Source organism: Microbacterium sufflavum (assembly GCF_023091155.1).
Lineage (GTDB): Bacteria > Actinomycetota > Actinomycetes > Actinomycetales > Microbacteriaceae > Microbacterium > Microbacterium sufflavum.
In genome coordinates this window covers 2,929,704-2,947,030 of the sequence record NZ_JAHWXK010000001.1, presented here as the reverse complement: position 1 = coordinate 2,947,030, position 17,327 = coordinate 2,929,704, and the positions used below count along the sequence as shown (strand labels likewise).

19 protein-coding genes and 4 tRNA genes are annotated in these 17,327 nt (G+C 69.7%); 14 read left to right on the top strand and 9 right to left on the bottom strand.

What is annotated here, in order from left to right; all coding sequences use genetic code 11:
• Positions 1 to 10 precede the first annotated feature (10 nt).
• Positions 11 to 904 carry a sulfurtransferase gene (locus KZC56_RS14255; RefSeq protein ID WP_247638821.1) on the bottom strand — a complete coding sequence of 298 codons (894 nt, stop codon included), beginning with the start codon at positions 902 to 904 and terminating at the stop codon, positions 11 to 13.
• A 146-nt stretch (positions 905 to 1,050) separates the two neighbouring features.
• Here KZC56_RS14255 and zapE point away from each other — a divergent pair, with 146 nt between their 5' ends.
• The 4 genes from zapE (at position 1,051) to KZC56_RS14235 (ending at position 4,556) form a co-directional block, all read left to right on the top strand.
• Positions 1,051 to 2,082 (top strand): cell division protein ZapE, encoded by a 1,032-nt coding sequence (gene zapE, locus KZC56_RS14250; RefSeq protein ID WP_247638820.1) that lies wholly within the window; start codon positions 1,051 to 1,053, stop codon positions 2,080 to 2,082.
• 135 nt (positions 2,083 to 2,217) lie between these two features.
• Positions 2,218 to 3,456 (top strand): ammonium transporter, encoded by a 1,239-nt coding sequence (locus tag KZC56_RS14245; protein WP_136033071.1) that lies wholly within the window; start codon positions 2,218 to 2,220, stop codon positions 3,454 to 3,456.
• Positions 3,457 to 3,475: 19 nt separating this feature from the next.
• Positions 3,476 to 4,075, top strand: a complete 600-nt coding sequence (locus tag KZC56_RS14240) for a type II toxin-antitoxin system PemK/MazF family toxin (protein WP_136033073.1) — start codon at positions 3,476 to 3,478, stop codon at positions 4,073 to 4,075.
• 94 nt (positions 4,076 to 4,169) lie between these two features.
• Positions 4,170 to 4,556, top strand: coding sequence for an SPW repeat domain-containing protein (locus tag KZC56_RS14235; protein WP_136045997.1), 387 nt, complete (start codon positions 4,170 to 4,172; stop codon positions 4,554 to 4,556).
• A gap of 74 nt (positions 4,557 to 4,630) precedes the next feature.
• Here KZC56_RS14235 and KZC56_RS14230 read toward each other — a convergent pair whose 3' ends face one another.
• The 3 genes from KZC56_RS14230 to KZC56_RS14220 all read right to left on the bottom strand — a co-directional run bounded on the left by KZC56_RS14230 (position 4,631) and on the right by KZC56_RS14220 (position 5,919).
• Entirely contained in the window at positions 4,631 to 5,188 is a 558-nt protein-coding gene (locus KZC56_RS14230) for a dihydrofolate reductase family protein (RefSeq protein WP_247638819.1), read from the bottom strand.
• A 17-nt stretch (positions 5,189 to 5,205) separates the two neighbouring features.
• Positions 5,206 to 5,382, bottom strand: coding sequence for a hypothetical protein (locus tag KZC56_RS14225; RefSeq protein WP_247638818.1), 177 nt, complete (start codon positions 5,380 to 5,382; stop codon positions 5,206 to 5,208).
• A 111-nt stretch (positions 5,383 to 5,493) separates the two neighbouring features.
• A complete protein-coding gene (locus KZC56_RS14220; protein WP_136033078.1) occupies positions 5,494 to 5,919 on the bottom strand; it encodes a GIY-YIG nuclease family protein in 426 nt (141 codons plus the stop codon).
• A gap of 141 nt (positions 5,920 to 6,060) precedes the next feature.
• On the opposite strand from KZC56_RS14220, the gene KZC56_RS14215 reads away from it, so the two are divergent.
• Together KZC56_RS14215 and KZC56_RS14210 are read left to right on the top strand one after the other, a co-directional pair.
• Entirely contained in the window at positions 6,061 to 7,026 is a 966-nt protein-coding gene (locus KZC56_RS14215; protein WP_247638817.1) for a TIGR03885 family FMN-dependent LLM class oxidoreductase, read from the top strand.
• Positions 7,023 to 8,687 carry an alpha-amylase family protein gene (locus tag KZC56_RS14210; RefSeq protein WP_247638816.1) on the top strand — a complete coding sequence of 555 codons (1,665 nt, stop codon included), beginning with the start codon at positions 7,023 to 7,025 and terminating at the stop codon, positions 8,685 to 8,687. Before KZC56_RS14215 ends, KZC56_RS14210 begins: the two co-directional genes overlap by 4 nt.
• Positions 8,688 to 8,714: 27 nt before the next feature.
• Here the strand turns inward: KZC56_RS14210 and KZC56_RS14205 are convergent.
• Positions 8,715 to 8,790, bottom strand: a tRNA-Val gene (locus KZC56_RS14205).
• A 151-nt stretch (positions 8,791 to 8,941) separates the two neighbouring features.
• Here KZC56_RS14205 and KZC56_RS14200 point away from each other — a divergent pair.
• The 3 genes from KZC56_RS14200 to KZC56_RS14190 all read left to right on the top strand — a co-directional run bounded on the left by KZC56_RS14200 (position 8,942) and on the right by KZC56_RS14190 (position 9,238).
• Positions 8,942 to 9,014, top strand: a tRNA-Gly gene (locus KZC56_RS14200).
• A gap of 52 nt (positions 9,015 to 9,066) precedes the next feature.
• Positions 9,067 to 9,137, top strand: a tRNA-Cys gene (locus tag KZC56_RS14195).
• Positions 9,138 to 9,163: 26 nt separating this feature from the next.
• A tRNA-Val gene (locus tag KZC56_RS14190) sits at positions 9,164 to 9,238 on the top strand.
• A gap of 60 nt (positions 9,239 to 9,298) precedes the next feature.
• On the opposite strand, the gene KZC56_RS14185 is transcribed toward KZC56_RS14190, so the two are convergent.
• Both KZC56_RS14185 and KZC56_RS14180 read right to left on the bottom strand, forming a co-directional pair.
• Complete coding sequence (locus KZC56_RS14185) at positions 9,299 to 9,865, bottom strand: hypothetical protein (RefSeq protein WP_247638815.1); 567 nt, start codon at positions 9,863 to 9,865, stop codon at positions 9,299 to 9,301.
• 3 nt (positions 9,866 to 9,868) lie between these two features.
• Entirely contained in the window at positions 9,869 to 11,017 is a 1,149-nt protein-coding gene (locus KZC56_RS14180; RefSeq protein ID WP_247638814.1) for a zinc-dependent alcohol dehydrogenase, read from the bottom strand.
• A 180-nt stretch (positions 11,018 to 11,197) separates the two neighbouring features.
• Between KZC56_RS14180 and KZC56_RS14175 the strand changes: the two genes are divergently transcribed.
• Both KZC56_RS14175 and KZC56_RS14170 read left to right on the top strand, forming a co-directional pair.
• A complete protein-coding gene (locus tag KZC56_RS14175) occupies positions 11,198 to 11,698 on the top strand; it encodes a DUF6098 family protein (RefSeq protein ID WP_247638813.1) in 501 nt (166 codons plus the stop codon).
• The gene (locus KZC56_RS14170) at positions 11,695 to 12,447 is read left to right on the top strand and encodes an MBL fold metallo-hydrolase (protein ID WP_136033607.1); all 753 of its coding nucleotides are present in this window, start codon (positions 11,695 to 11,697) and stop codon (positions 12,445 to 12,447) included. Before KZC56_RS14175 ends, KZC56_RS14170 begins: the two co-directional genes overlap by 4 nt.
• A 117-nt stretch (positions 12,448 to 12,564) precedes the next feature.
• Here the strand turns inward: KZC56_RS14170 and KZC56_RS14165 are convergent, their stop codons facing one another.
• Together KZC56_RS14165 and KZC56_RS14160 are read right to left on the bottom strand one after the other, a co-directional pair.
• Positions 12,565 to 13,917: a cryptochrome/photolyase family protein gene (locus KZC56_RS14165; protein ID WP_247638812.1), complete on the bottom strand. Its 1,353-nt coding sequence runs from the start codon at positions 13,915 to 13,917 to the stop codon at positions 12,565 to 12,567.
• Complete coding sequence (locus tag KZC56_RS14160) at positions 13,914 to 14,291, bottom strand: DoxX family protein (protein ID WP_136033611.1); 378 nt, start codon at positions 14,289 to 14,291, stop codon at positions 13,914 to 13,916. The genes KZC56_RS14165 and KZC56_RS14160 overlap by 4 nt, the downstream gene beginning before the upstream one ends.
• Before the next feature lie 84 nt (positions 14,292 to 14,375).
• Here KZC56_RS14160 and KZC56_RS14155 point away from each other — a divergent pair, with 84 nt between their 5' ends.
• The 3 genes from KZC56_RS14155 (at position 14,376) to KZC56_RS14145 (ending at position 17,324) form a co-directional block, all read left to right on the top strand.
• Positions 14,376 to 14,735 carry a YnfA family protein gene (locus KZC56_RS14155; protein ID WP_247638811.1) on the top strand — a complete coding sequence of 120 codons (360 nt, stop codon included), beginning with the start codon at positions 14,376 to 14,378 and terminating at the stop codon, positions 14,733 to 14,735.
• Positions 14,736 to 14,856: 121 nt separating this feature from the next.
• On the top strand, positions 14,857 to 16,782 hold the full coding sequence (gene thrS / locus KZC56_RS14150; RefSeq protein ID WP_247638890.1) for a threonine--tRNA ligase: 1,926 nt from the start codon (positions 14,857 to 14,859) through the stop codon (positions 16,780 to 16,782).
• The gene (locus KZC56_RS14145) at positions 16,779 to 17,324 is read left to right on the top strand and encodes an HIT family protein (protein ID WP_136033617.1); all 546 of its coding nucleotides are present in this window, start codon (positions 16,779 to 16,781) and stop codon (positions 17,322 to 17,324) included. The genes thrS and KZC56_RS14145 overlap by 4 nt, the downstream gene beginning before the upstream one ends.
• Positions 17,325 to 17,327 lie beyond the last annotated feature (3 nt).

Here is a 17,327-nt window from a genome sequence, read left to right as displayed (position 1 = left end):
TGTCCCACGGTCAGACCGTGCCGGGCTCGGCTCCGGTGACGATCGGAACGCGCACCGCGCTGCCCCACTCGGTCCAGGAACCGTCGTAGTTGCGCACGTTCTCGAAGCCGAGAAGGTGCTTCAGCACGAACCAGGTGTGGCTCGACCGCTCGCCGATCCGGCAGTAGGCCACCACGTCGTCGCCGTCCTTCAGCCCGGCGCCGTCGCGGTAGATCGCCTCGAGCTCGGCACGGCTCTTGAAGCCGCCGTCCTCCGCGACCGCCTTGGCCCACGGCACGCTCTGCGCGGTCGGGATGTGGCCGGCGCGCAGCGTGCCCTCCTCCGGGTAGGCGGGGGCGGTGGTCCTCTCGCCGCTGTACTCCTCGGGGGAGCGGACGTCGATGAGCGGGTTGCCGAGGTGGGCGAGGACGTCCTCCTTATAGGCGCGGATCACGGAGTCGTCGCGCTCCACCACCGGGTACTCGGTCGTCGGGCGCTCGGTGACCTCGCGGGTCAGCTCGCGACCCTCCGCGATCCAGCGGTCACGGCCTCCGTCGAGCAGTCGCACGTCCTCGTGCCCGAAGAGCGAGAACACCCACAGCGCGTATGCCGCCCACCAGTTGTTCTTGTCGCCGTAGATCACGACCGTGTCGTCGCGGGCGATGCCCTTGCGGCTCAGCAGCGCCGCGAAGCCCTCGCCGTCGACGTAGTCCCTGACCACGGGGTCGTTCAGCTCCGTGTGCCAGTCGACCTTCACGGCACCGGGGATGTGGCCGGTCTCGTAGAGCAACACATCCTCGTCCGACTCCACCACGACGAGCCCGGGAGCGCCGAGCCGCTCCGCCAGCCACTGCGTCGTCACGAGCCGTCCGGGCTCGGCATACTCGGCGAACTTGGAGGAGGAGGAGTCGAACTCGATGGCCATGGGGTCTCCGTAGCGGGTGAGCGGGCGAGCGGTCGGGTAAGACGGCGTAGTGTTGATCCGTCTCTTTCGACGATAGATGCTCCCCGTGCCCCCGGCACCGGATCCGTAAGACTTCGACACAGGCCGCCGCCTGATTCAGGACCGTGATGACCGACCCGACCACCCGCTCCGGCACCGTGCACCTCACCGACCGCACGCCCACCGTCACCGGGCCCGAGATGCTCGCGAGCCTGGTGCCGCCGCCCCAGTTCGACGAGGCCACGTTCGACAGCTACCGCGCCGACCCCGCGTATCCCTCGCAGGAGGAGGCGAAGCAGACGCTGCTGCGCTTCTCGGGCCGCGGCGCCCCGGTCAAGCGCGGGGGACTGTTCAGCAGGGCGAAGAAGGAGCCGGAGCTCAAGCCGGGCGTCTACCTCGACGGTGGCTTCGGTGTCGGCAAGACGCACCTGCTCGCGTCGATCTACCACGCGATGCCCGCCCGCCGGAAGTACTTCGGGTCGTTCATCGAGTACACGGCGCTCGTCGGGGCCCTCGGCTACAAGAACACGGTCGACCTGCTCAAGGGCGCCGATCTGCTGTGCATCGACGAATTCGAGCTCGACGACCCGGGCGACACCATGGTCATGACGCGGCTGCTGGGCGAGCTGGTGCCCACCGGGACCAAGCTCGCCGCGACGTCGAACACGCCGCCGAACGCGCTGGGGGAGGGGCGCTTCGCCGCGCAGGACTTCCTGCGCGAGATCCACGCGATGTCCGACAGCTTCCAAACGCTGCGCATCGACGGCGTGGACTTCCGTCAGCGGGCGATCGACGGCCACGCGGTCGTCCGGGATGATGCGGCCTACGCGGCAGCGATCGACGGGGCCGAGGGGCCCGCGTCCGACGACGCGTTCGACGATCTGATCCGGCACCTCGCCCAGGTGCACCCCTCGCGGTACATCCGCCTCATCGACGGCCTCGCGCTGGTGGGCCTCCGCGGCGTGCGCCAGCTGACGGATCAGTCCGAGGCGCTGCGCTTCGTGGCGTTCGTCGACCGGGTGTACGACGCGCAGCTCCCCATCGTCGCGACCGGCCTGGGTCTGGACGCGGTGTTCTCCGACGAGATGCTCGCCGGCGGATATCGCAAGAAGTACCTGCGCGCCATCTCCCGCCTCAACGCCCTCACGCATTCTGCGTAAGCCCGAAGGGCCGCGTAACGCGATGTTCACACCGGAGCGCACGCTGTAACAGCGGGGAAACAAACCTCACGCATGGGCGAAACCGTGCGTGGTCACACTGAAGCTCTCAATTACTTCGGATGTGAGGTTTTCCTTATGGATGCTCCCGGCAACATCTCGTGGGCGATCACCGCGACGGCGCTCGTTCTGCTCATGACGCCCGGCGTCGCCTTCTTCTACGGCGGTCTCGTCAAGGCGAAGAGCGTCGTCAGCATGATGATGATGAGCTTCGGCTCCATCGGACTCGTCGCCGTGCTGTGGATTCTCTTCGGCTTCTCGATGAGCGCCGTCGACAGCCCGACCGCGTTCGCGGGCAACCCGTTCGCCGACTTCGGCCTGTCCAACCTGGCATCGGGCGAGGGATCGAACGTCGCGCTCCTGGGCGTCGCCTACGGTGCCACGTTCGCGATCATCACGGTCGCCCTGATCTCCGGCGCCATCGCCGACCGCGCCAAGTTCGGCAGCTGGCTGATCTTCGCTGGCGTGTTCGCCACGGTCGGCTACTTCCCGGTGGCGGCCTGGGTCTGGGGTGGCGGTTGGATCATGAACCTCGGCACGACGCTGTTCGGGGAGGACAGCGGCATCGGCGTCATCGACTACGCCGGTGGGACCGCGGTGCACATCAACGCGGGTGCAGCTGCTCTCGCCCTGGCGCTCGTGCTCGGCAAGCGCATCGGCTTCCAGAAGGGCATCCTCAAGCCGCACAACGTGCCGCTGACGCTGCTGGGCGCCGCGCTGCTGTGGTTCGGCTGGTTCGGATTCAACGCCGGTGCCGAGTGGCTCGCGGAGGACATGGGCGGCGTCGGGCTCATCGGCCTGAACACGCTCGGTGCGACGGCGGCGGCGATCCTCGGCTGGATCCTGATCGAGCGCATCAAGGACGGCAAGGCGACCTCGGTCGGCGCCGCCTCGGGTGCCGTGGCGGGTCTGGTCGCGATCACCCCGGCCTGCGCCAACCTCACGCCCGGCTGGTCGCTGCTGCTGGGCGCGGTCGCCGGTGTGGTGTGCGCGCTGGCCGTCGAGCTGAAGTTCCGCCTGGGCTTCGACGACTCGCTCGACGTCGTGGGCATCCACCTCGTCGGCGGCCTCATCGGCACCGTGTACCTCGGCTTCTTCGCCACCGGCACCGGCCTGTTCGTGGGCGGCGACGCCCGTCAGCTCGCGGTCCAGGTGATCGCCGCGCTCGGCGTGCTGATCTACTCCTTCGTGGTGGCCTTCGTGATCGGCTTCGCGATCCAGAAGACGATCGGCTTCCGTATCACGAGCGAGGACGAGATCGCCGGCGTCGACCAGGTCGTCCACGGCGAGGAGGGCTACGCGCTCGCGGACGCGTGATCGCGGTTAGGGTGACCGTGTGGGCAAGACCAACGGCATCCTGACGACACTCGCGGAGATCCTGCTCAAGGCGGTGAACTCCGGTCGGGCGTCTCGGACCACCTCCGGTCCGAGACGCCCGACCGCGCGTCTGCGCACACCTGAGGAGCAGGCCGCCCGCCATGGCTCACCGCGACAGGCGGACACGCTCGATGCCGGGCGGACCGCCGGGACCGAGACGATCAGGATCGACCCCGCGCGGATCCGCGCGCTCCGCGTCGCCTACGCCCCAGCACGGGACGGGGCCCCCGACGCCGGCGAGGTCGTGTGGACGTGGGTGCCGTACGAGGAGGGGGACGGGCGGGGGAAGGACCGGCCGGTGCTCGTGATCGGGCGGCAGTCCGACGACCGTGTGTACGCCGTGCGGATGACCAGCCGTCCGCATGACGGCGACCGCGACTACCTCTCGATCGGCTCCGGCGCCTGGGACGCCCAGGGTCGCGAGTCGTGGGTGGACATCGAGCAGTTGTACAGCGTGCACGAGCGCGGGTTGCGGAGGGAGGCGGCTGCGCTCGACCGCCAGCGCTACGCCAGGGTCGCCTCGGCCCTGGCCGCCCGCTACGGGTGGGCGCGGGCCTGACGCGCGCGCACCGATCCGCGACATCCAATCCGATCGGGCGATGGCTGCGAACCCTTGGTGAGTCGCGCACAGCGGCGCCACACAAGGAGGAATCATGCGTTTCATCCCCACCAAGGTCCACGGAATCCTCGACTACGTCGTCGGGATCGCCCTGATCGCCGCGCCCTGGCTGTTCGGCTTCGCGAGTGTCGGCGGTGCCGCCGTCGTCATCCCGATCGTCCTCGGCGTCGGGCTCATCGTCTACAGCCTGTTCACGAAGTACGAATGGGGTCCGTTCGGGCTCATCCCGATGCCCGTGCACTTGGTGTTCGACATCGTCGCGAGCCTGTTCCTGGCGCTCTCGCCGTGGCTGTTCGGTTTCGCCGACCAGCCCCTGAACGTCTGGCTTCCGCACGTGGTCGTGGGCGCGGCCGTGATCGTGGTCGTGCTGTTCTCGCAGCCGCAGCCGCAGACCGTCCGGGGGCGCGCGGCGACCGCGTGACATCCCCGCGGAACGGCGGCGGGTGGTCAGCCAGACAGCGGCCGCCCGCCGTCTCCGTGCGCGCGGGACGCCGGTCAGCTCGCAGGCCGGTACCGGGTGACGACGGCGCCCGAGCGCAGCTCCCGGCGCTCCACGAGCTCGAGGCGCAACTGCTCCGTGAGCCCGCCGAGCAGCGGCGGTCCGTGTCCGGCGACGACCGGGTGCACCACGAACTCGTACTCGTCGATGAGTCCGTGCTGAGCCAGGGTCACGGGGAGGGTCACGCCGCCGACCGACAGTCGGGCGTGCTCCGTCTTGAGCCGTGCGACCTGTTCGGCGAGGTCACCGCGGAGGAGTTCGGCGTTCCAGTCGACGGCGTCGAGGCCGCTCGACACCACGTACTTGCGCGCCCGGTCGATGGCCCTGGCGAACGGCACCTCCCACGGCCGCATCCACTCCGGCCACGTGCCGGAGGCGGGGCGGCGCCACGCGGACTCCATGAGTTCGTACGTCACCCGGCCGAACAGCATGGCGTCCGCCTCGCGCACCTGCGCGGTCCAGTAGCGCATCGACTCCTCGTCGGGCGGGAGGCCGGCCTCGTGGTGGCACGAGCCGTCGAGCGTCACGTTGATCGAGTAGCGCAGCGTCCCCATGGCTCCTCCGTCTCCGGTCAGGCGTCTTCGTCGTCGTCGTCCGCGACGTGCTCGGCGACCTGCTCGGTGTCGACCTGCGCGGGCGGCAGATCCTGCAGGAACTCCCGGTCGGTGTTCGGGTCGCCGCTGCCGTCGCCCGCGAGGGGGTCCTGAGCGCTCAGGTCGTCGGCGGGGGTGTTCTCTCGTCCGGTCATGTCGGCTCCTCTCGTGCACGGGTCGCCGGTCGCGTCCCGCTGTCGGCATGCTCTCGCGATCGCCGCCCGGCGACCAGGCCCTGGTGCGGGAGCCGAGGCGGTGGTACGGGATCAGGCGCGGAGTGCCGTGCTCAGCCAGCGTGCGTAGAGCAGCCACGGCTCGCCCGCGTCGCGCAGCCCGGCGATGTGTGCGCGCACGCGAGGGGTGAGCGTGAACCACTCTCCGCCCTCGCGTTCCGCGGCGAACTCGCGGTGGCGCTGCTGCTCGAGGGCACGCCCGCCCTGCTCGAAGGCCAACAGCTCGTGGTGCCGGATGCTCGCCAGGCGCTGCCGTGGCCGGCGGCTGGTGCCGATCTTGACCCGCTCGTCGAAGCGGAGGTAGTAGACGACGTCGATGCGGGGGAACGGGAGGTCGGGGTCAGGCGCATCACCGTAGCGCCATCCGCAGGCCGCGCAATGCAGGGCCCCGTCGATGCGGACTCCCGTGGGGTGACCGCAGAGGCCGCAGGGGGAGGGGAGGGGACCGGGGGTGGGCACAGCGGCATCCTACGGAGGGTGGCCGACACGCGGTCCACGGTCGCCCTCGGGCGCACCGCCCGAGAACGGACGCTCCTGCCATCACCGAGCGTTCATGTCAAGCACGGCGCCCGGCGCGGTCGGAGTTGCCACACTCGCGATATGGCCTTCATCGGATTCCACGCGTCACACGAGCAGATCCCCCCGAGCGCGCTTCTCGACGCCGTCGTCGCCGCGGAAGCCGCAGGGTTCGACGGCGCGATGTGCTCCGACCATCTCGCGCCGTGGCTGCCGGAGCAGGGCGAGTCGGGATTCGCGCTGAGCTGGATCGCGGCGGCGCTGGCACGCACGAGCTTCTCGATCGGGATGGTGAACGCGCCGGGACAGCGGTATCACCCGGTGGTGATGGCGCAGGCGTTCGCGACGCTGGAGGAGATGTTCCCCTGGCGGTTCTGGGCGGCGCTGGGCAGCGGGGAGGCGATGAACGAGCACGTCACGGGCGACCCGTGGCCGAGCAAGGAGGTCCGCAACCGCCGGCTGCGGGAGAGCGTCGACGTGATCCGCCTGCTGCTGGACGGCGAGGAGGTCACGCACGACGGGCTCGTGCGCGTGCATCGGGCGCGGGTGTGGAGCCGTCCCACGCAGCCGCCGCCCCTGCTCGCAACCGCGGTGAGCGCGGAGACGGCGCGATGGGCGGCATCGTGGGCTCAGGGCCTGGCGACTGTGGCGCAGGAGCCCGCGGCGCTCGCCCGCGTGGTGGACGCGTACCGGTCGGCGGGCGGAGAGGGGCCGTGCGTCCTGCAGGTGCACGTCAGCTGGGCCGATACCGACGCCGAGGCTCTCGACCTCGCCCGCACGCAGTGGCGACAGGGCGTGCTGACGCCGCCACTCGCGTGGAACATCGAGCAGCCGGAGGACTTCGACGCCGCGGTGGGCGCGGTCGACGAGAAGGCGCTGCGGTCGGCGGTACTGGTCGAGCACGATCCCGTGGCGCTCGCGGAGCGGGTCGCCGCACTCGCCGGGATCGGCTTCGACCGCGTGTACCTCCACCACGTCGGACAGGAGCAGTCCGGCTTTCTGGCCGCCGCGGCCGATGCGGTGCTGCCCCGGATGAAGGAGCTGCTGTGAAGATCACCGACACGAGCGACCTCTGGTGGAAGACCGCCGTCGTCTACTGCCTCGACGTGGAGACGTTCCTGGACACGAGCGGCGACGGGGTGGGCGACCTCCGGGGCCTCGCGCAGCGCATCGACTACCTCGCGCAGTTGGGGATGACGTGCCTGTGGCTCATGCCGTTCTATCCCACCCCCGACCGCGATGACGGCTACGACGTGAGCGACTTCTACGGCGTCGATCCGCGCCTGGGCTCGCACGGCGATCTCGTGGAGGTGATCCGCACGGCGCGCGACCGCGGCATGCGCGTGATCGTCGACCTGGTCATCAACCACACCTCCGATCGGCATCCGTGGTTCCGCGCCGCGATCCGCAGTGTGGACTCGCCGTACCGCGACTACTACGTGTGGCGAGACGACGCACCGCCGAAGGGCCAGAAGAACGCGGTGTTCCCCGGACAGGCCGACGGGATCTGGACGAAGGACGAGAAGTCGGGGCAGTGGTACCAGCACAGCTTCTACGAGCATCAGCCGGATCTGAACGTGGCCAATCCCCGCGTGCGCGACGAGATCGCGAAGGTGATCGGCTTCTGGTTGCAGCTCGGCATCTCCGGGTTCCGGGTCGACGCGGTGCCCTTCTTCCTGGAGATCCCAGTCGGAGCCGACATCCCCGACCCGCACGAACTCCTGCGGGATATGCGCCGCTTCCTCCAGCGACGCTCGAGCGAGGCGATCCTGCTCGGCGAGGTGAACCTGCCGTATGACCAGCAGGTCGAGTACTTCGGCGGCACGGACGGCGACGAGCTCACGATGCAGTTCGACTTCGTGGCGATGCAGGCGCTGTACCTGTCGTTGGCGCGGCGCGATCCGGCGCCGCTCATCGAAGCGCTCTCCTCGCGGCCGGCGCTGGGTCCTGAGGTGCAGTGGGCGAACTTCCTGCGCAACCACGACGAGCTCACGCTCGACAAGCTCAGCGACGCCGAGCGCCAGGAGGTGTTCGAGGCGTTCGCCCCGGACGAGCGGCAGCGGGTGTTCGGGCGTGGCATCACCCGCCGTCTGCCCACGATGCTCGAGGGCGATCCCCGCCGGATCCGCATGGCCTACAGCCTGCTGTTCACGCTCCCCGGGACCCCCGTGCTGTTCTACGGGGAGGAGATCGGGATGGGGGAGAACATCGACATCGCCGGGCGGGAGTCCGTGCGCACCCCCATGCAGTGGTCGGTGGACCGGAACGGCGGGTTCTCGGACGCCGCCCCGTCCCGACTGGTGTCGAAGCCACCCGCAGACGGCTACGCGCCCGAGCACGTGAACGTCGCCGCGCAGCTGGAGGACCGCGGTTCGCTGCTGCACTTCCTCCGCGAGCTCACGTCGCGGTACCGGGTGTCACCGGAGCTGGGCTGGGGCGAGTTCGCGGTGGTCGAGCAGCCGGTGGACGCGCTCCTCGTGCACTCGCTGCGGGCCGACGTCGGCCGGATGATCGCGGTGCACAACTTCGCCGAGCGTCCAGCCACGACGCGGTTCCGCCTCGCGGATGAACCCGCGGGGACGGCGCTGGTCGACCTGTTGGAGGCGCAGCGCATCACGCTCGACGACGATGGAGCCGTGGAGCTCGAGGTGCCGGCTTACGGCTACCGCTGGCTGCGCGTATCGCGACCGGGAGACGGACGAATCCTCTGAGGGGCAGTGAGCCTGCGAAGGAGAATGTGGTGGGCGATACCGGACTCGAACCGATGACCTCTTCCGTGTGAAGGAAGCGCGCTACCAACTGCGCCAATCGCCCATACCCGCGGGGTACGTCAACCGATACTACCGGACGCTCGGAGCCTCCGATAACCACTCCGCGAGACACGCGCGAGATTCGGTCCGGGTTTGGCAGGCGGGGATTCATCGGCTAATGTTTCATGAGTGCCCGGGACAACCGGGAACGAAATGCGGATGTAGCGCAGTTGGTAGCGCACAACCTTGCCAAGGTTGGGGTCGCGAGTTCGAGTCTCGTCATCCGCTCGAGTGCAGTAGGTCTTTTCGAAGATCGGCAGCACGTGGGGTCAATCCACACGGTGGCGTGGCCGAGCGGCTAGGCACCGGCCTGCAAAGCCGTTTACACGGGTTCGAATCCCGTCGCCACCTCACCTGAAACTGAATAGCCCCAACGGGCGCGATTGGCGCAGCGGTAGCGCGCTTCCCTGACACGGAAGAGGTCACTGGTTCGATCCCAGTATCGCGCACCACCAAAAACCCCCGGGATCCCGGGGGTTTTTCGCGTTTCAGGGAAGCGCTCGACCGTCTGGTCAACCGCGGCGGAACACCGTGCGTACGAGGGAGACCGTCATCACGACGGCGACGACCCAGGGCCCTGCCACGATGATTGGGTCGAGCCAGGTGTGCCGGACGTCGACCCGTCCCCGCCCGAACCGCGAGGTGAGCGGACGGTGCCGCGGCTCCGCGAGGATCCCGGTCTGCGTGATCGGGTTGTCGGGCCGCGGCGTTGCCAGGGATCGCACGTGCGCCCCGACGGCCTCGATGCGGTCGCCGATCACGAGCAGCAGCCAGCGCGTGTTCTTCGTCTCGCTGAAGTGGTCGTAGGCGAAGCGACGCACACTTCCGGAGATGCCGTGCAGCGGTTGCGCCGTACCGAACACCGGAGGCACCATCGAGTGCTCGATGGAGTGTTCCCGTCCCTCCCTGCCGGGCTGCGGATCCGGGCGCGTCCAGTGCGCACCCGTGTCGCCGTAGTCCTCGAGCTGCTGCCACGTGCGGCGGTGCTCGGGGGGAAGGTCGGTGCCCCAGCCCGGGATGCGGTCGCGGAGCTCGTCCGCTGTCGGTGCCAGCGTCGGCTTGTGCGCTTCGTACGGCATGGCTCAGTCCTCTCCGATCGTGATGACGGGTTTGATGCAGTCGTCCAGCTTGCTGGAGAACACGTGGTAGGCCTCGGCGATGTGCTCGAGCGGGAAGCGGTGCGTCAGGAGCTCGCTCGGCCGCACGTGACCAGCCTGGATGTGCTCGAGCAGTCGCGGCCACTGCCGCAGGACCGGTGCCTGATTGCCGCGGATCGTGAGGCCCTTGTTCATCGCGTCGCCGAGGCGCACGGCGGACACCAGCGGACCGTACGCGCCGATCAGCGACACCGTTCCGCCCTTGCGCACGGAGTCGATCGCCCAGTTCACGGCGACGGGGGAGCCGCCCTGGAGCTTGAGCTTGGCCGCCGTCACGTGCTGGATGAGGTTGCCGTCGGCCTCCGCACCCACCGCGTCGATCGCCACGTCGGCGCCCAGGTATCCGGTCGCCTTCTTCATGGCGAGCACGGGGTCGCCGACCTCGCCGATGTGCATCGTCTCGGCGAACGCGAAGTCCCTGGCCTTGTCGAGCCGGTAATCCAGGTGGTCGAGGACGATCACCCGGCCTGCGCCGAGGAACCAGGCCGAGCGGGCGGCGGCCAGACCCACGGGTCCGGCACCGAAGACCGCGACGGTGTCGCCCTCCGCGATGTCGCCGAGCTGCGCGCCGAAGTACCCGGTGGAGAACGCGTCGGTGAGCAGTAGCGCATCCTCCGACGAGAGCCAGTCCGGCACGACGGAGGGTCCCACGTCGGCGAAGGGCACGCGCACGAACTCCGCCTGCCCGCCGTCATAGCCACCCGTCGTGTGGGAGTAGCCGTAGATGCCGCCCACGGCCGTGGCATTGGGGTTCACGTTGTGGCAGTTCGAGAAGAGGCCGCGGGTGCAGAAGTAGCAGGACCCGCACGCGATGTTGAACGGCACCATCACCCGGTCTCCGACCGAGAGGCTCTGCACTGAGGATCCGACCTCGTGCACGACGCCCACGATCTCGTGGCCGAACGTGTGCCCGATGCGGGTGTCCGGCATCATGCCGTGGTACAGGTGCAGATCCGACCCGCAGATCGCGGCGTGCGTGACACGCACGATCGCGTCGTTCGGGTGCTCGATCCGCGGTTCCGGTTTCTCAGCGACCTGGACCTTGTACGGTCCGCGGTACGTCATGGCGCGCATTGTTCTCTCCTCAGCAGTGCTCGGTGCGGTGGCCCGAAGGTAAGACCGCCGGGTGCGCAGCGAGAGCCCGTTGACGGCGGGAGCCAGCCGGAGTAGCTTTGCGCGTCCGGGCACGGCAGCCTTTCTCCGAGTGTTGTCAATCCCCGTGCTCCGCCGGTACCTGCTCCGTAACGTCGAGCCATGTCCGAAACGACGTCGGCGCAGACGTGCACTCCCGCGATCGAGGCCGAGCGTGACCCCGCCACCGGCCTTCGCCGCATCACGCGTCTCGCCCAACTCGCCGCGGTGGTGCGCGCCGACCGCGGCCTGCACGTACGGTACTCCGACGGGCCGGAGGACGACCGGCGCCGTTCCAGCCTCGACTCGGAGAGCGGACTGGAGCTCCCGGGCCTGTCCGTGAATCCTCTCGACGCAGAGCGCTGGTGGACCAGGCCGCTGGAGGACTGGCTCGCGCGGCAGCTGTGTCAGTATCAGCACCTCGCGGAGAAAGACCCGACACGCATCGCCTGGATCCTGCGCGGGGAGATCTGCGGGCGCGGTCCGGATTGCGAACCGCTGCTGCGCGACGTCGAGCCGATCGCGGTCCTTGACGCGTCCGTGCTCGTCGAGGCGCGGGATCGGTACGAGCGGAACTTCGACGCGGGGCGCGGCCCCGCGGACGACGCGGGAGGCGATTCATGAGCGAGCGGAGCGGCTGGTCAGAGGTCGCGCCCGGGTTCTTCCGCCTATCCGTGGCCGACGTGAACTGCTATCTGATGCAGTCCGCCGACGGCATCACGCTCTTCGATGCCGGATTGCCGCGCACCGGGAAGGTGCTGTCGGAACTGCTCGGGCATCTCGGGGCCCGGCGGAGCGACATCGACGCGGTCGTGCTCACCCACGGCCACTTCGACCACGTCGGCACTGCTCGGGCGCTGCAGGACGACGGCGTGACGGTGGTGGTGCACCCGGGCGATGCGGCACTCGCCCGGCACCCGTACCGCTATCGCCCCGCGACACCACGTCTCCTCTACGTGCTCGGGCACCCCCGGGGCATCCCCGTGATCACTCGCATGGCGGCCGCCGGCGCGCTGACCGTGCGCGGCGTCGAGGCGCAGCCGCAGGTGACGCATGGGCACCCGGTCGACGTGCCCGGTGCTCCGGTCGCGCTGTGGACGCCGGGTCACACCGACGGGCACTGCGCCTACCTGTTCGAGTCGCAGGGCGTGCTGATCGCCGGCGACGCCCTGGTGACCCTCGATCCCTACACGGGAGAGGAGGGTCCGCAGATCGTCGCGAACGCGGCCACCGCCGATCCTGAGGCAGCCATCGACTCCCTCGAGACGCTGGCGGCGACCGGAGCCAGGGTGGTGCTGACCGGCCACGGAGCGCCGGTGCTCGACGGAGTCGGATCCGCGGCGGCTGCGGCTCGTCGCCGCGGGCCACACTGACCGCCGGCCTCGACCTCGCAGCCTCGCCGGAGGTCGGCGCCCTCCCCGCGGCCGTGCGGGGGTGAACGCGGTGGGCGGCTACCGGCTCGCGCGCGGTCTACCCGCCGGTGTCGGTGGTCAGCGCCGCGCGGAGCCCGCGGCGCGCTTGACCTCGTCGTACGCCGCGAGTGCCGCCTTGCGCGTCTCGCCCAGGTCGACGATCGGCGTGGTCGGGGCATCGGCGGCCCACCGCGTGACATATTCTCCGTCCCCGTCGAACTTCTTCGCCTGCAGCTCCGGGTTGAAGACGCGGAAGTACGGGGCCGCATCCGCACCCGATCCCGCGACCCACTGCCAGTTGAAGGCGTTGTTGGCGCCGTCTGCATCGACCAGCGTGTCCCAGAACCACTCCTCGCCGAGCCGCCAGTCGATCAGCAGGTTCTTGATGAGGAAGGACGCGGTCACCATCCGCACCCGGTTGTGCATGTACCCGGTGTGCCACAGCTCGCGCATCCCCGAGTCGACGAGGGGGATCCCGGTCTCGCCGTGCTGCCAGGCATCCAGCTGCCGCGGGTCGAGTCCCGGCCAGGGGAACGCATCGAACTCGGGCCGGAGGTTCTTCGTGGCCAGATCGGGGAAGTGGTAGAGCGTGTGCCAGGCGAACTCGCGCCAGCCGAGCTCGGACAGGAACCGTGCCGAGCCCTCGACCCGGGTCGCCTCGGCCCACACGGTGAACGGGCTCAGCTCGCCCCAGCGCAGCCGGGGGGAGAGCAGGGAGGTCGCACCGGCGGCCGGCGCGTCCCTGGCCGCGTCGTACGCCGGGAGATCGTGGTCGAGGAAGTGTCGCAGCCGCCGTCGTGCTGCCGGCTCGCCCGGCTCCCAAGTGTCGCGGAGCCCGCCCGCCCAATCCGGTGTCGTGGGCAGCAGCTCCCAGTCACCCGGGGCATCGGAGCGCGGCGGTCGCGCCACTCCGTCGAGTTCGCGCGGCTCCGGCAGGGGACCACGGGGCGCGGGCAGTGCGCGGCAGGCGCGCCAGAACGGGGTGAAGACGGAGTAGTGCGTGCCGCTGCCCGTGGTGACGGTCCACGGCTCGTGCAGCAGCGACGCGGCGAAGGACTCCACCGTCAGGCCCTGATCGCGCAGCGAGCTCTTCAGCGCCGCGTCGATCTCCCGCTCCGGTCGCCCGTATCGACGGTTCCAGTAGACGGCGCCCGCCCCGCTCTCCGCGACGACCTCGCGCACCACGCGCTCGGCCGGGCCGCGCCGCAGCACGAGCCGGGCGCCCTTCTCGCGCAGCCGCTCGTCGAGGGAGACCAGCGAGTGATGCAGCCACCACTTCGCGGCACCTCCGAGCGGGCGGATCCCCGGCGACTCCTCGTCGAGCACGAACAGCGCGATCACGGGCGCGTCCCGATCCATCGCGGCACGCAGCGCCGGATGGTCGGCGAGGCGGAGGTCGTCGCGGAACCAGATGATCGAGGGGGAGGTCATCGCGTCGCCCACAGCGCCCAGGCGATCAGGGCCGGTTGCAGGAAGAGACGGCCGAACCGACGCGCGTCCGTGTCGAGCCCCGGAGTGGAGCGGCCGGTGCGCCACTGATGCCAGTTGCCGGGGAAGACCGCGGCGAAGAACCCCGCCGTCGCCCAGCCGATCCGGCGGCGCTCCCGCGGCAGCGCGATCAGCCCCGCGGCGAGCGCGACCTCGACGGCGCCCGACGCGATCACGATGGCATCCTTGTCCATCCGCGTCGCCTCGGTCGCCCAGTCGGGCACCACCACCCGGAAGCCGCGCGTCTGCGTGAAGTGCAGCACGCCGACGGCGCCGAGGGCGAGAGCGAGGATCCAGCGGGCGATCGTCCGGGTCATGGGGCCACGCTACCGTCCGGTCCGACGGTTGCGGCGCCCCGTCGTTCGCGAAGCCGTCCTCGTGTGTCCTGACACACTGAGGTGGTGACCGTTTTCCGCATCGTCGTGCTGTTCGTCCTCGCCGCCGTCGCCGAGATCGGCGGTGCCTGGCTCATCTGGCAGGCCATCAAGGAGGACCGCGGTTGGCTCTTCGCGGTCCTGGGGGTCATGGCGCTGGGGGCGTACGGCTTCGTCGCGGCGCTCCAGCCCGACGCGAACTTCGGCAGGGTGCTCGCCGCGTACGGCGGGATCTTCATCGCCGGATCCCTCGCCTGGGGCATCATCGTCGACGGTTTCCGTCCCACGGTCTGGGACTGGGTCGGGTCGGCGGTCGCGCTCGTGGGCGCGGCGATCATCATCCTCGCCCCGGCGGCCGCGCCCTCCTCGGCCGAGCCGGTGGCCTGACGGTCGGCGGCCCCCGGCCATACGAGTAGCCTAGATCCAGACCCAGATGGAGTGATCAGTGCCTGAAAACGCCCAGCCGACCGACGGCTTCGCCCTGTTCTCTGACCGAAACGTCGTCGCGATGCGCGTCAACGGCGAGCTCAAGGACCTCGCCACGACCCTGACCGGCACCGAGCAGGTCGAGCCGGTCACGATCGACAGCCCCGACGGCCTGAACATCCTGCGCCACTCGGCCGCGCACGTGCTCGCGCAGGCCGTGCAGCGCATCAACCCGCAGGCGAACCTCGGCATCGGCCCGCCCATCACCGACGGGTTCTACTACGACTTCGGCGTCGACACCCCGTTCACGCCGGAGGACATCAAGGCCATCACGAAGGAGATGCAGCGCATCGTCCGCGAGGGCCAGCGCTTCGTGCGTCGTGTCGTGAGCGATGACGAGGCGCGCGCGGAGCTCGCCGACGAGCCGTTCAAGCTCGAGCTGATCGGGCTCAAGGGCGGCAAGGAGGCGGCCGAGGGCGCGTCGGTCGAGGTGGGCGAGGGCGAGCTCACGATCTACGACAACACGACCCGCGACGGCGAGGTCGTCTGGAAGGACCTCTGCCGCGGGCCGCATCTGCCCAACACCCGCATGATCGGCAACGGCTGGGACCTCACGCGCATCGCCGCCGCGTACTGGCGCGGCAGCGAGAAGAACCCGCAGCTGCAGCGCATCTACGGCACCGCCTGGCCCACGAAGGACGAGCTGCGCGCGTACCAGCACCGGCTGGAGGAGGCCGCCAAGCGCGACCACCGGCGACTCGGCAAGGAGCTCGACCTGTTCTCCTTCCCCGAGGAGATCGGGTCGGGCCTGAGCGTCTGGCATCCGCGCGGCGGCGTGGTGCGCGGCGAGATGGAGCAGCACGCGCGCAAGCGGCACATCGAGGGCGGCTACACCTACGTGTACACGCCGCACATCTCCAAGGAAGACCTCTTCCTCACCTCGAACCACCTCGTCACCTACAAGGACGGCATGTTCCCGCCCATCGTCATGGACGAGGAGCGCGACGAGAACGGCGAGATCACCAAGCAGGGCCAGGACTACTACCTGAAGCCCATGAACTGCCCGATGCACATCCTCATCTACAAGGAGCGCGCGCGCAGTTATCGCGACCTCCCGCTGCGGTTCGCGGAGAACGGCACGGTCTACCGCAACGAACTCTCCGGGGCCCTGCACGGCCTCACGCGGGTGCGCGGCTTCACGCAGGACGACTCGCACCTGTTCGTCACACCCGACCAGCTGGAGGAGGAGGTCGGCAAGGTCCTCGAGTTCATCCTCTCGATGCTCCGCGACTTCGGCCTCACCGACTTCGAGCTCGAGCTGTCGATGAAGGACGACGAGAAGTCGAAGTGGATCGGTTCGGACGAGTTCTGGGAGTCGTCCACCGACGCCCTGCGCCGCGTGGCCGTGGCCTCCGGTCTCAAGCTCACCGAGGTGCCGGGCGAGGCGGCGTTCTACGGGCCGAAGATCGACCTGAAGACGCGCGATGCGATCGGCCGCACGTGGCAGCTGTCCACGGTGCAGGTCGACCCCAACCTGCCCGAGCGCTTCGACCTCGAGTTCATGGACAAGGACGGCCAGAAGAAGCGTCCGATCATGATCCACCGGGCGCTGTTCGGCTCGATCGAGCGGTTCTTCGCGATCCTCCTCGAGCACTATGCGGGCGACTTCCCGGTGTGGCTCTCGCCGGTACAGGTCGTGGGGATCCCGGTCGCGGACGACTTCGCCGACTATCTGGGTGAGGTGATCGACACGCTCCGCTCCCGCGGTGTGCGTGCCGAGCTCGACACCTCCGACGACCGCATGCAGAAGAAGATCCGCACGCACACGACCGGCAAGGTCCCGCTGCTGCTGATCGCCGGGGAGCAGGACCGGGCCGCCGGCACCGTCTCCTTCCGCTACCGCGACGGCTCGCAGGAGAACGGCGTGCCGATCGCGCAGGCGGTCGACCGCATCCGCGCTGCCATCGACAACCACGCCCTGGTGCAGACGGCCGGGGACCTGGCATGACCGAGGGGGAGCAGTCGCTGGAGGATGCAGGTCGCCTCGCCGGCGTGCCCGACGAGTTCCAGCGGCTGTGGACCCCCCACCGGATGGCCTACATCCAGGCGGGACCGGAGCCCCTGCGCGAGGAGTGCCCGTTCTGCGAGGCGCCGAAGTACCCTGACGCCGAGCGGCTCATCGTGGCACGGGGCACGACCGCGTACGTGCTGCTGAACCTGTTCCCGTACAACTCGGGGCACCTGCTGGTGTGCCCGTACCGTCACATCGCGACGTACGACCAGGCGAGTCCGGAAGAGGTGGCCGAGATCGGCGCGCTCACCCAGACGGCCATGCGGGTGCTGCGCGAGGTCTCCGGATGCGACGGCTTCAACCTGGGAATGAACCAGGGGGCGGTGGCGGGAGCCGGCGTGGACGCGCATCTGCACCAGCACGTGGTACCGCGGTGGCGCTCCGACGCGAACTTCTTCCCGATCATCGCGAAGACGAAGGCGCTCCCGCAGCTCCTCGGCGAAGTGCGGGAGGCCGTCGCCCACGCGTGGCCGGAGTGACCG

What these genes read in the sequence shown, in the direction of transcription:
- KZC56_RS14235 (WP_136045997.1), top strand. Translation starts at nt 4,170, where the DNA reads ATGCGTTTCATCCCCACCAAGGTCCACGGAATCCTCGACTACGTCGTC.
- thrS (WP_247638890.1), top strand. Translation starts at nt 14,857, where the DNA reads ATGCGCGTCAACGGCGAGCTCAAGGACCTCGCCACGACCCTGACCGGC.
- KZC56_RS14170 (WP_136033607.1), top strand. Translation starts at nt 11,695, where the DNA reads ATGAGCGAGCGGAGCGGCTGGTCAGAGGTCGCGCCCGGGTTCTTCCGC.
- KZC56_RS14185 (WP_247638815.1), bottom strand. Translation starts at nt 9,865, where the DNA reads ATGCCGTACGAAGCGCACAAGCCGACGCTGGCACCGACAGCGGACGAG.
- KZC56_RS14175 (WP_247638813.1), top strand. Translation starts at nt 11,198, where the DNA reads ATGTCCGAAACGACGTCGGCGCAGACGTGCACTCCCGCGATCGAGGCC.
- KZC56_RS14230 (WP_247638819.1), bottom strand. Translation starts at nt 5,188, where the DNA reads ATGGGGACGCTGCGCTACTCGATCAACGTGACGCTCGACGGCTCGTGC.
- zapE (WP_247638820.1), top strand. Translation starts at nt 1,051, where the DNA reads ATGACCGACCCGACCACCCGCTCCGGCACCGTGCACCTCACCGACCGC.
- KZC56_RS14225 (WP_247638818.1), bottom strand. Translation starts at nt 5,382, where the DNA reads ATGACCGGACGAGAGAACACCCCCGCCGACGACCTGAGCGCTCAGGAC.
- KZC56_RS14215 (WP_247638817.1), top strand. Translation starts at nt 6,061, where the DNA reads ATGGCCTTCATCGGATTCCACGCGTCACACGAGCAGATCCCCCCGAGC.
- KZC56_RS14160 (WP_136033611.1), bottom strand. Translation starts at nt 14,291, where the DNA reads ATGACCCGGACGATCGCCCGCTGGATCCTCGCTCTCGCCCTCGGCGCC.
- KZC56_RS14255 (WP_247638821.1), bottom strand. Translation starts at nt 904, where the DNA reads ATGGCCATCGAGTTCGACTCCTCCTCCTCCAAGTTCGCCGAGTATGCC.
- KZC56_RS14145 (WP_136033617.1), top strand. Translation starts at nt 16,779, where the DNA reads ATGACCGAGGGGGAGCAGTCGCTGGAGGATGCAGGTCGCCTCGCCGGC.
- KZC56_RS14180 (WP_247638814.1), bottom strand. Translation starts at nt 11,017, where the DNA reads ATGCGCGCCATGACGTACCGCGGACCGTACAAGGTCCAGGTCGCTGAG.
- KZC56_RS14165 (WP_247638812.1), bottom strand. Translation starts at nt 13,917, where the DNA reads ATGACCTCCCCCTCGATCATCTGGTTCCGCGACGACCTCCGCCTCGCC.
- KZC56_RS14245 (WP_136033071.1), top strand. Translation starts at nt 2,218, where the DNA reads ATGGATGCTCCCGGCAACATCTCGTGGGCGATCACCGCGACGGCGCTC.